This window comes from Immundisolibacter sp. (genome assembly GCF_028696615.1).
Classification (GTDB): domain Bacteria; phylum Pseudomonadota; class Gammaproteobacteria; order Immundisolibacterales; family Immundisolibacteraceae; genus Immundisolibacter.
In genome coordinates, this window is sequence record NZ_JAQVGQ010000074.1 from 1 (window position 1) to 11,084 (window position 11,084).

Annotated in this window: 8 protein-coding genes; 2 read left to right on the forward strand and 6 right to left on the reverse strand. The window is 70.5% G+C overall.

What is annotated here, in order from left to right; translation table 11 throughout:
* Window positions 1-243 precede the first annotated feature (243 nt).
* Complete coding sequence (locus PHC73_RS06660; RefSeq protein ID WP_300125974.1) at window positions 244-3,114, forward strand: EAL domain-containing protein; 2,871 nt, start codon at window positions 244-246, stop codon at window positions 3,112-3,114.
* Between the two features lie 27 nt (window positions 3,115-3,141).
* Here the strand turns inward: PHC73_RS06660 and PHC73_RS06665 are convergent, their stop codons facing one another.
* The gene (locus PHC73_RS06665; protein ID WP_300125977.1) at window positions 3,142-4,395 is read right to left on the reverse strand and encodes a Rieske 2Fe-2S domain-containing protein; all 1,254 of its coding nucleotides are present in this window, start codon (window positions 4,393-4,395) and stop codon (window positions 3,142-3,144) included.
* A gap of 133 nt (window positions 4,396-4,528) precedes the next feature.
* Between PHC73_RS06665 and PHC73_RS06670 the strand changes: the two genes are divergently transcribed.
* Window positions 4,529-6,361, forward strand: a complete 1,833-nt coding sequence (locus PHC73_RS06670) for an EAL domain-containing protein (protein WP_300125979.1) — start codon at window positions 4,529-4,531, stop codon at window positions 6,359-6,361.
* Between the two features lie 34 nt (window positions 6,362-6,395).
* Here PHC73_RS06670 and PHC73_RS06675 read toward each other — a convergent pair whose 3' ends face one another.
* The 5 genes from PHC73_RS06675 to PHC73_RS06695 form a co-directional block, all read right to left on the reverse strand.
* Complete coding sequence (locus PHC73_RS06675) at window positions 6,396-7,319, reverse strand: cupin domain-containing protein (RefSeq protein WP_300125981.1); 924 nt, start codon at window positions 7,317-7,319, stop codon at window positions 6,396-6,398.
* Window positions 7,320-7,422: 103 nt separating this feature from the next.
* Complete coding sequence (locus tag PHC73_RS06680; protein WP_300125983.1) at window positions 7,423-8,766, reverse strand: L,D-transpeptidase family protein; 1,344 nt, start codon at window positions 8,764-8,766, stop codon at window positions 7,423-7,425.
* Window positions 8,763-9,899 carry a succinyl-diaminopimelate desuccinylase gene (gene dapE / locus PHC73_RS06685; RefSeq protein ID WP_300125985.1) on the reverse strand — a complete coding sequence of 379 codons (1,137 nt, stop codon included), beginning with the start codon at window positions 9,897-9,899 and terminating at the stop codon, window positions 8,763-8,765. Before dapE ends, PHC73_RS06680 begins: the two co-directional genes overlap by 4 nt.
* Window positions 9,896-10,249, reverse strand: coding sequence for a Spx/MgsR family RNA polymerase-binding regulatory protein (locus PHC73_RS06690; protein WP_300125987.1), 354 nt, complete (start codon window positions 10,247-10,249; stop codon window positions 9,896-9,898). Before PHC73_RS06690 ends, dapE begins: the two co-directional genes overlap by 4 nt.
* Window positions 10,250-10,298: 49 nt before the next feature.
* Entirely contained in the window at window positions 10,299-10,691 is a 393-nt protein-coding gene (locus PHC73_RS06695) for a VOC family protein (RefSeq protein ID WP_300125990.1), read from the reverse strand.
* Window positions 10,692-11,084 lie beyond the last annotated feature (393 nt).

The following is an 11,084-nucleotide window of genomic DNA, read 5'->3' on the forward strand; positions in this document are numbered from 1 at the left end:
CGTTGCGGTGCCGGCGTCCGGGACAGCATGCTCCCGGCCTGACCATATGGCGCAAGCGTTTGGTTGTGAAGCAAGCGTATAAAAACCGTGGACGGGATTTTGCCGAATTTCCTTCGGCACGCTGAGAAAGTTCCGGCACGGGGTTTCAGCTTTTGCAGGGGAATCATGTCGGGACCGAGCAGCGATCAACCCGCCACCGGGCCCGCCGATCGTGGTCCGCTTCGACGGCCGAGTCTGCGCGCGGTGTCGGCCGCGGCGGTGGTGGCGCTGGCGCTGCCGATGTTGGCGCTGCTCGGTTGGTCGGCCGAGCATCTGCGCGCCGCGGCGCGTGAGGACACCGCCCTGCATGCGCGAGCCATGGCCGATGACGTGGCGCGTCGACACAACCAGGTGGTGGCGGACGCCCGAACCGTGCTGGCGGTATTGGCGCAAGTGCCGCGCCTGGTCGAGGACGTGCCAGGCTGCACCGTCCTGATGCGCCGGCTGGTCGCCGCCGGCGGCCCGTTCGTCAATCTCGGCGTCATCGGCGTCGACGGCCGGGTGTTGTGTTCGGCGCTGCCGGTTCCCCCGGGCCTGAATCTCGGCGATCGCCGTTATTTTCGCCGCGCGGTCGAAACCAGACGCTTCGCCGCCGGAACTTACCAGGTCGGGCGCATCACCGGTGCACCGGGCATCAATTTCGGCCTGCCGCTGCTGGGCGATGACGGGGCGGTGCGTGCGGTGGTGTTCGCCGCCATCGGCACCGGCTGGATGTCGGAGCTGTTCGATTCGGCGCTGCTGCCGGCCGGGGCCACGCTGGTGTTGCTCGACCACCAGCTCGGCGAGCTGGCGCGCTACCCGCCGCGCGCGCCGGATGATCTGGCCCTGCCGGTGCCGGCATCGGCGCTCGCCAGCCTGATACGGCAGCAACCGCAGGCAGGCGTCGTACCGGTACCGAACGGCGGTGGCTCGGCGCGTCATTACATGTATCTGCGCCTGGGCGGCGAGGCGCTGTCCGATCCGCCGTATCTGGTGCTCGGCTGGCCCCCGGACGCCCTGGCGAGCACGCTCGACACGGCGGTCCGGCGTCAGCCGCTGGTGGTGTGGGCGGCGCTGCTGGTGCTGGCTGGCCTCGCCTGGCTGGTGGTGAATATGGCGGTGGTGGAGCCGGTGCGCCGCCTGGCGGTCGCCGCCGCTCGCCTGGCGGACGGCGAGCAGGGTGTGCGCCTGCCGGCCAGCGGCTGGGTGGCAGAGCTGGTTGCCATGCGCAGCGCCTTCAACCATATGGCGCAGCGGGTCGACGGCGCGCTGCGGGCGTATGCGGTGCTCAGCGCCGGCAACCGCGCGCTGCTGCACGAGTCCGACGAGCAGCATCTGCTGCAGGCCATGTGCGAGGTGGCGGTCGGGGTGGGCGGTTACCGCTGCGCCTGGGTGTCCTACCTTGACGACGGCGGCATCCAGACCATGGCACGTGCCGGCGACGACGGCGGTTTCGCCGCCTACCTGCAGGCGCACTGGCAGACCGCGCTGGCCCACCGCACGCCGACCGCCGAGGCCATCGCCAGCGGGCAGCCGGTCATGCTCGGCAACGCGCATCGTCCGGCCGTGCACGACCTGTTTGCGACCGCCGCCGGGCGCGGCCTCAAGTCCGGTTTGGTGCTGCCTCTGAAGGTGGACGGGCGGGTGATCGGCGTGTTCACGATTCATGCCGCCGAGGTAGAGGCGTTTCACCAGCGCGAGCGCACGCTGCTGGCAGAGATGGCAGACGATCTGTCGTTCGGCATCGCCGCCGCGCGCTTGCGCGTGCGCCAGCAGCAGGCCGAGGCGCGCCTGCAGCATCTGGCGTATTTCGATCCGGTGACCGGCGTGCCCAATCAGGCTAGTTTCCTGGAGTGCACCGGCGGGCTGCTGGCCGATGCTGGCCAGCTGGCGGTGCTGGTGGTGCAGCTCGAAAATTACTGGGAGATCGCCGCCACGCTGGGGCAGAGCAGCGCCGAGGTGTACCTGAAGGAGTTGGCGCAGCGGCTGGATGCACTGGCACCGACGCTGCTTGCGCGCGTCACCCAGGCCGAGTTCGCCTTGTTGCTGGCGGGCGCCGACGCTGCCGCGGCGAACCGCGAGGCCGGCCGGGTGCTGGCCACCCTGAGCGCGCCGGTGCAATTGGCCGGCATCGGCATCGACGTGCGCGCCAGCGTGGGTATTGCGCTCGGTGGTGACCACCGGCACGGTGACGCCGAGCGGGTGCTGCAAGCTGCCCAGCTGGCGGCGAACGAGGCGGCCGGCCGTGCCTCGCCGGTCGCCCTGGCGCCGCCGAACGTCGACCGCCAGTGGCGCGAGCGGCTCGCCCTGTTGTCGGACCTGCGCGTGGCCATCGACCAGCGGCAGTTGGCCGTGTACGTGCAGCCGCAGCTGGACCTGCGCAGCGGGCGCATTTGCGGCATGGAAGCCCTGGCGCGCTGGCGTCACCCGCGGCACGGCGATGTGCCGCCGGCACGCTTTATCGATCTGGCCGAGAAGACCGGCCTGATTCGCCCGCTCACCCACGCGGTGCTGGACGAGGTGTGCGGGCTCGCGCTCGGCTGCGCGGCGGCGGGGCTCATGCTGCCGATCGCAGTCAACGTGTCGGCGCGCAATCTGCACGATCCGGAATTCGTCGGTCGTGTCGCCGGGCTGCTGCAGCGCTGGCCGCTGCCGCGGGCCTGCCTGCATCTGGAGCTGACGGAAACCGCGGTCATGCAGGAGCCGGCGCTCAGCCTGCGGGTGCTACAGACCTTGCACGGCCTGGGGCTGTCGATCTACCTCGACGACTTCGGAACCGGCCAGTCGTCCATGGCCTACCTGCGCGAGCTGCCGTTGAGCGGCCTGAAGATCGATCGCGCCTTCGTGGCCGGTCTGGACCAGCCGGCCACGCGGCGCATCGTGCAGGCCATGATCGACCTCGGGCACGCCCTGAATCAAAAAGTGGTGGCCGAGGGCGTGGAGGACGACGCCACGGCCGCCACCCTGGCCGGCATGGGCTGCGACATCGCGCAGGGCTACGGCATCGCGCGCCCGATGCCGGGGAGCGAGATCATCGCCTGGATCGGCCGCCGGTCGGGCGAGGGTGCCGTCGGCGGCACGGATCGCGGCCGCTGACGAGGTGCTGCCGCCGCGGCGGTCCGCTCACAAGCCCATGATCTTGCGGTAGCCGCGCCAGAAGGCGCGCATGCCGACCTCGGTCAGCGTGCTGTCGATGTCGGCGATGTCACGCCCGCCCATCTCGACGATGGACGCCTCGTCGCCGTCGCGCACGATGGCCTTTTGCACCAGTTCGCACACGTCGCCGTCTTCCATGGAGATGAGGCCGGCCGGACCGATCAGGTTGATCTGCTTGATGCGCATGGCGCGCTCGGCGGGCGTGTCGTCGGCGTAGCCGAAGTAGGTCCATACCAGCTCGAAGGCTTGCGGGCCGTGGGTGACGATCTGCCGCGTGGCCAGCGTGTTGGCGATCTGCTGGGCGACCAGGTTCGGGAAGATGACGTGGATGCACAGCGTGTCGCCGTCGGCGAACTCCGGCCAGCCCTCGAGGACGCTCGGATCGGCCAGCGCGTAGTTCTCCTGGTACGAGCGCCCGCCTTCTTTTTTGTAGCCCTCGATGCGGCCCTCGTCGGTGCCGGCGCGCGAGTGGATGCAGTTGTGCATCTGCTCGAAGCCGTCGATCTCGGTGCCGCAGATTTGCGAGGCCCGGTACAGGCCGAAGGTGGCGTGGAACAGGTGCAGCAGGCTGGCGTGGTAGGGATCGTGCGTGTTGTCGGCGTACAGCTTCCAGTTGCTGTGCACGAACTGGCGGTGGTAGCCGATGACCTCGACCGGCCGGTTGAACAGGCGCCGGTGGTAGGCGGCCATGCGCGGGCCGAAGTAGTCCTCGACCGACGGCATGTCGTCGGCGAAGCTCGCGAAGATGCACTGCCCGAACACCTGCACGTTCAGTTTGCGCAGGCCGTGCTGTTTCAGGTCGAAGTCGGCCGGGTAGCCGCCCTTGCCGCCGAGTCCCCGGCGAAACGGCACGCCGATCAGGTCACCCTTGGCGTCGTAAGCCCACTGGTGGTAGACGCAGGTCAGCGTGTCGGCGTTGCCGCGCAGGTCGCGGCACACCAGCGCGCCGCGGTGCGCGCAGCGGTTCACCAGCACATGGAACTGGCCGGCGGCATCGCGGGTGACGATGACCGGCGTGTCGCCGACGAAGGTGGTCTTGTAGTCGCCGGCGTTGGGCAGTTCGGCGGTCAGCGCCACGTAGTTCCAGGTGCGGCCGCGGAAGATGCGCTGTTGCTCCAAGTCGTAGATGGCCGGGTCCTGGTAGACGCGGTACGGCACTCGGGTGTAGCCGTCCTTGGGCCAGATCAGGTCCAAGGCGGCGGGCACGGTAGGTGCGTTCATGTCGTCCTCCTGGGTAATGCGAATGTCGGTGGTTTCGATTATGGCCGAGGCGGGTGGGGCGTCGGTAACGGTGGTGTCACGTGCGTTTCGCAAGCTCGCGCGGCTCCCATTTTTTGCCAACGCCGTTTGAAGCATGCCTCCCTGGTCCCCCGAAGACACCTACCGTCTGTGCCTCGAGCTCGCCACGGTGCTCGCGCAGCAGCGGCTGAGCATCCTGTTTCAGCCCATCGCCTCGCTGCGCGGCCGCTCACTGGTGGGTTATGAGGCGCTGGTGCGCGGTCCGGCCGACAGTCCGCTGCACAACCCCTTGGTTTTGTTCGGCGCGGCCGAGCACTGCAAGCGCCTGGCGGAGCTCGACCTGCTGTGCCGGCGGCTGGCCGCCAGGCAGTTTCTCGCCATGGACCTGCCGGGGCAGTTGTTCCTGAACATGGTGCCGTGCCTGCTGCTGGACCCGGCCTACGATGCGCAGCAGGCGGTCGAACAGCTGCGCGCCACCGGCCTGCCGCCGCAGCGGGTGGTGCTGGAGCTCAGCGAACGCTACCCGCTCGAAGACTCGCACGGCGTGCGCCGGGCGCTGGAGCCGTATGTGGCGGCCGGTTACACGGTCGCCATCGACGATCTGGGCGCCGGCTACGCCAGCCTGCGCCTGTGGTCGGAGCTGCGCCCGGCCTACGTGAAGATCGACCAGCACTTCATCCGCGGCCTGGATGACGATCCGGTCAAGCGCGAGTTCGTGCGCTCGATGGGCGACATCGCGCGCAGCGCCGGCGCCCAGGTGGTGGCCGAGGGCGTGGAAACCGCCGGCGAGTTCGGCGCGCTGGCCGAGCTCGGTATCGAGCTGGCGCAGGGCTACCACCTGGCGCGGCCGGCTGCCGAGCCACCGCTGGCGCTGCCGGCCGGTCTGTTCGAGCGCGATCTGCCGGCGCTGCGCGCTGCCTGGCGCTGGCAACGCGGTCAGACGGTGGGCGAGCTGGCGCGGCCGAATCCGACCATCACCCCCGACACGTGCATGGAGGCGGTGGGCGTGCTGTTTCGCCAGCAGCCGGACCTGAATACGCTGCCGGTGCTCACCGACGGCCGGGTGGTGGGGGCGGTGCAACGCCTGCCGTTCACGGACATTTACCTCAGCCGCTATGGGCGCGACCTGTACGGGCGCAAGCCGGCGTCCTGGTTCATGCAGACCGAGCCGCTCACGGTCGAGCACGGTCTGCAACTGGCGGACGTCAGTCGCCTGCTGACCGACGTCGCCGCCGGGCAGGTGGAGCAGGAGTTCATCGTCACCCGCGCCGGCCAGTACCTGGGCATGGTGCGCGTGCTCGACCTGCTGCGCCGCATCACGGACCTGCAGGTGCGCGCCGCCCACCACGCCAACCCGCTGACGCTGCTGCCGGGCAACGTGCCGGTCTACGAGTGCATCGACGACTTGCTGCGCCGGCAGGCGCCGTTTGCCGTCGCCTACTGCGACATCGACCATTTCAAGCCATTCAACGATGTATACGGTTACGGTCGCGGCGACGAGGTGATCAAGCGCCTGGCGGAGCTGGCGGTGCAGCACTGCAACGGCGAGCGGGACCTGGTCGGCCATATCGGCGGGGACGATTTCGTGCTGGTGCTCGGCAGCGACGACTGGCGCGCGCGCTGCGAGCGTCTGCTGGTGACCTTCAACGCCGCGGCGGCCGAGTTCTACAGCGCCGAGGACCGCGCCGCCGGCGGCGTGTGGAGCGAGGACCGGCGCGGTCAGGCGCAGTTCTTTCCGCTGCTGGGGCTGTCGATCGGCGTGGTGCTGCCGGACCCGGCGCGCTGCCGTTCGCACCACGACGTGGCGGCGCTGGCCAGCGAGGCCAAACACCAGGCCAAGCTGCGCCACGGCGATGCCGCCGGCGGCGCGTTGTACGTGGACCGCCGGCGCGGTCCCGATGGCGTGCCTGACGTGACGCGGCCGGCGGCCCCGGCGCAGTCAGCCTGATTGCCGCCGCCCGGCAGGGCGCTGCGGTGGCTGGTCAGACGGCGAAGCGGAAATTCATGGTGCGGTCGTTGTAGTAGACACCGGACAGCTGCACCACCAGGGTCAGGATGTCGGTCTGCCCGTCGTTGAAATGGCCATGCCACAGGTTGGGCGGCGTCAGCGATACCTGTCCTGGCCGCCAGTCCACGCGCACGGGATCGACGATGGCGCCGTGCTTCAAGGTTTCGCCGAGTAGCGAGTAACTCGCCTCGTTGCCGTCGATGACGTAGGTGATGGCGGCCGCGGCGTGGCCATGCACGGTGTTGGCAGCGCCCGGCGCGAGACGATTCAGGTGCGCGAACAGGTTGGGCGTGGCGAGTTTTTCGCGCTCGAGCCCTTGGTGCGCCAGGAACACGCCCGACGCGGTGATGCCCTGGGCTTTGGTTTCTTCGAGCTTGGCCGCCAGCCGTGCCGCCGGCCAGTGGGTGAAGGCGATGCGCGGCGTCGGCTGCACCTGCCAGCCCATGTAACGCGCCATGGGGCTGTCGTCCACGTAGTAGAAGCGCAGGCCCTGGGCACCGCCCTGCGCTGTGGCGCCGATGCTGCCCGGCACCGCCAGGATGTCACCGGCGGCCACCGTCACCGCCTCGGCGCCGGCGCGAAACTCGCCCGTGCCTGCCAGCACCAGCACGATCACGCCGCCGGCGGCCTCGCCTACCGCCACCGTGGCACCGGGCTTCAAGGCATGGGTGCCGGCCAGCAGCGCCGGCAGCGTGGCCGGGTAGGGCAGGCCGAGTTCGGCGGAAAAATCGATCGGCCCGTCCTGCGGCGCCATCACCGCCGGCGGCAATACCTTTTCGATCGGTTTCGGCAGCGCGGCGCCCATGAAGTCGCGCTCGGTCAGGTAAAGCGCGCGCTGGGCGGCGGGTGTGCTCGCCGGGGCGGGTGCGGCGTGGCGGTAGTCGATGGCGTGGCTCATGGCGGACTCCTCCTGCGGGATCGTGTTTTGGTTCGGCGCAGTCTCGAACGCGCTGATTGATTCAGCGCGTTCGTCCGGGGGCGCGTGGGTGTGCAGAGTCTCCTCAGCGCGCGGCGATGGGCGGGTCATCGTTGCTGGCCATGGCGGGCGGCAGGCGCACCGGTTTGCCGGTCTCGCCGAGGTCGCTGGCGATCCGCTTGGCGGTTGCCGTCGCCACGGCGCGCGAGCGAAACGGCCCGGCCAGTACCTGGTGCTGGCCGTCGCGGGCCAGGTGCCGGGCCGGGATCGGCGGGCCCTGGTGGGTGAGCATGGCCACCAGCCGGCGGGCGTTGTTTTCGGACTTGAAACGCCCGAGATCGACGTACCAGTCACCCTGTCCGACGGGCGCCACGTGCGGGCTTGGCAGCGGCGGCGCCGCCGGCAGCGCGGCGAGGTAGACATCGAGCGGCGGCGCGCCGGCTTCGATGGGCAGCGGATAGCCGCGGTGCTGCCCGGCCTGCGCGTGGGCGAGCTCGAGGTCCACCAGGGCGGAATCCTGCAGGTGATGCCGGGCGATCGCGGCCTCGATGGCACGCGTCAGCGCCCGTTCACGGCGCGCCGGGGGCATCGGCTTGGTGGCCTCGTGCGCTTCGAGCAGCAGGCCGTCGTCGCCGCGGCCGACCAGGTAGGGCTGATCGACCACCGTCACCGGCGTGCCGACCGGCACCGCCTCGAACAGCGGCGCGATGTCCTCCGGGTAAAGCTGCATGCAGCCGTGGCTGACGCGCAGGCCGATGCCGGCCGGTTTGTTGGTGCCGTGGATGAGGATGCTCGGCCAGCCCAGGCGCAGCGCATGGCTGCCGAGCGGGTTGTCCGGCCCGGCCGGCACCACCGCCGGCAGCGGATCACCCTTGGCGGCGTGTTCGCGGCGGATGGAGGCCGGCACCACCCACGGCGGGGCGGCGTGTTTGGCGGCCACCTTGGTGCGCCCGAGCGGAGTGCTCCAGCCCTCGCGGCCGATGCCGAGCGGGTGGGTGACGACCTGTTGCGGCCGGCCCGGCTGCGCCGGCGGGAAGTAATAAAGCCGCCGCGCGGCGAGGTTGATGACCAGGCCCTGCCGCGGCGCATCCGGCAGCACGTGGGCGGTCGGCAGCAGCACGCGCTGGCCGACCGGCGGCGTCCACGGATCGACGCCCGGGTTGGCGGCCAGCAGCTCGTCGTAGCCCAGATCGTAGGCGCGGGCGATGTCGAGCAGGGTTTCCTCGCCCTGCACGGTGGTGTAGCGCAGGCGGCCGATGACGTCACGGCCGTCGGGCAGTTCGAAGGTGTTGAGGGCGAACGGTTCGGGCGGCGGCGGGGGCGGGGCGAGCGGCACCGGCTCGCGGTGGCCCCAGCCGGCGCAGCCGGCGAGCGTCGTCAGCAGCAGGCCGAGCGCGAAGGCGCGGCCGAACGCGGCGAGCGTCCTCATGCGCCGCCCCCCAGCAGGCGGTGCAGCAGCGCCTGGTACACGTCGGCGAGCTGGTCGATGTCGGCCGCCGGCGTGCACTCATCGACCTTGTGGATGCTGGCGTTGCGCAGGCCGAGCTCGACCACCTCGGCACCGCTCGGCGCGATGAAGCGCCCGTCCGAGGTGCCGCCGCCGGTGGACAGCAGCGGCTGCACGCCCAGAACGTCGGCCAGCGCGGCGCGCGTTTCCTGCAGCAGCCGCCCGCCGCGGGTCAGGAACGGCTGCGCGCCGAGCGTCCAGTCGATCTCGCAGCGCGCGCCGCCGGCCGCCACGATGGCCTCGAAGCGGGCCCGGAGCGCGTCGGCGCCCGGGCTGGGCGGGAAGCGGAAATTGCAGTCGATGAGCAGCTCGCCCGGGATCACGTTGCCGGCGCCGGTGCCGGCATGGATGTTGGAAATCTGAAAGCTCACCGGCGGAAACGCGGCATCGTCGCCGCCCCAATCCTCGGCGCACAGCGCCGCCAGCGTGGGCGCGAAGGCGTGGATGGGATTGAGCGCTTTTTCGGGATACGCCACGTGGCCCTGCACGCCCAGCACGCGCAGGCGCGCCGTGAGCGAGCCGCGCCGGCCGACGCGCAGCACGTCGCCCAGGCGCCGGTCGCTGGACGGCTCGCCCACCAGGCACCAGTCGATGCGCTCGCCGCGGGCGTCGAGCGCCTGCATCACGCGCACCGTACCGTCGACGGCATCGCCTTCCTCGTCGCTGGTGAGCAGAAAGCCGATCGAGCCGGCGGGCTGCGGGCTGGCGGTGAGAAACCGCTCCACCGCCACCACCATGGCGGCCAGCGCGCCCTTCATGTCGGCGGCGCCGCGGCCGATCAAAAGGCCCTCGCGCAGCTCGGCGGCGAACGGGTCGCAGCTCCAGGCGGCGCGATCGCCCACCGGCACCACGTCGGTGTGGCCGGCGAACACGAACAGCGGCCCGGTTACGCCGCGCCGCGCCCACAGGTTGTCGACCGCACCGAAACGCATGGGTTCGAGCGTGAAGCCGAGCGCCGAAAGACGCTCGCCGAGCAGCGCCTGGCAGCCGGCGTCGTCCGGCGTGACCGAGGGGCGGCGGATCAGCGCCCGGGCGAGATCGAGTGCCGCGCTCATGGACCGTCTGCCAGCAGCGCCTGCCAGGTCTCGGGCACGAAACCGGCCGTGACCCGATCGCCGATCTCCACCAGCGGGCGGCGGATCAGCGTCGGCTGCGCCAGCAGCAAGGGGATCAGGGTGGCGTCATCGTCGGCGGCGCGCTGCTGGTCGGGGTCCAGCTTGCGCCAGGTCGCGCCGCTGCGGTTCAGCAGGCGCGCCGCGCCGAGCGCCGCGAGCCAGCGCGTCAGGCGCGCCGCATCCAGGCCGTCGCGGCGCAGGTCGTGAAAAGTCAGATTCACGCCGCGCGCGGCGAACCAGGCGCGGGATTTTTTGACCGTGTCGCAGTTCGGGATGCCGTAGAGCGTCATCGTGACCGGGGCTGTCAGGGGCGGACTGGGTGTCCGACGTCGGGCCGGCTCATGGTCGCTGTCGCCATTGGCGCAGCTCGATGGGGTTGCCGTCGGGGTCGGTGATCTCGGCGCGGATGAAGGCCGGTGTCTCGACCGGCCCCCAGCTGGGCGTGACGCCGCTGGCGGACAGGGCCGTCAGTGTGTGCAGCATGTCGCCGACCTCGAAGGCCATCAGGCGGTAGCCGATGCGCTCGCCGGTCTTGGCCTGTGCTTCGGCGGTGGGCACGCGCAGCAGTTCCACGGCCGAGTCGCCGAGCCTCACGTAGGCGATTTCGGCGATGACCGGATCGTCGACCGGGTAACGGTGCGTGAGCGTGCCACCGAGCACGTGGGTGTAGAACTCGAGGCTGCGGTCGAAATCGCTCGGAACCAACTCCACGTGATCCAGTCGCTTGAGCATGCGGGCGTCCTCCGTCGGGTGCCTGCGGCAGGCCGTCGATGCGGCACCCCGGGCCCGTTTTTGTTGTTGCCGCGTCGCGGCGTGGGCCTGCCGAAGGGCAGTCAGCTCTCAGAGTTTGTGAAGAAATGCGCGTCCTGCGCATTTCTTGCGTCGCCCGTCCGGTACACGCCCGGACGGGCTCGCGCGAATCAAGCCCTCAAGGGCTCGATTCGCGTCCGGCCATCCCTGGCCGGCCTCGGCGCTTGAAAAATTCACAAGCGCTCAGTCGTCACGCCTGATGGATGTGTCAGCCGTCGCCGGCTTGCCGGGGGCGGATTATGGCATCGTCGATCGCCAGGGCCGGATCACGAGTCAGAGTTTGTGAAGAAATGCGCGTCCTGCGCATTTCTTGCG

What these genes read in the sequence shown, in the direction of transcription:
- PHC73_RS06665 (WP_300125977.1), bottom strand. Translation starts at nt 4,395, where the DNA reads ATGAACGCACCTACCGTGCCCGCCGCCTTGGACCTGATCTGGCCCAAG.
- PHC73_RS06675 (WP_300125981.1), bottom strand. Translation starts at nt 7,319, where the DNA reads ATGAGCCACGCCATCGACTACCGCCACGCCGCACCCGCCCCGGCGAGC.
- PHC73_RS06695 (WP_300125990.1), bottom strand. Translation starts at nt 10,691, where the DNA reads ATGCTCAAGCGACTGGATCACGTGGAGTTGGTTCCGAGCGATTTCGAC.
- PHC73_RS06690 (WP_300125987.1), bottom strand. Translation starts at nt 10,249, where the DNA reads ATGACGCTCTACGGCATCCCGAACTGCGACACGGTCAAAAAATCCCGC.
- dapE (WP_300125985.1), bottom strand. Translation starts at nt 9,899, where the DNA reads ATGAGCGCGGCACTCGATCTCGCCCGGGCGCTGATCCGCCGCCCCTCG.
- PHC73_RS06670 (WP_300125979.1), top strand. Translation starts at nt 4,529, where the DNA reads ATGCCTCCCTGGTCCCCCGAAGACACCTACCGTCTGTGCCTCGAGCTC.
- PHC73_RS06680 (WP_300125983.1), bottom strand. Translation starts at nt 8,766, where the DNA reads ATGAGGACGCTCGCCGCGTTCGGCCGCGCCTTCGCGCTCGGCCTGCTG.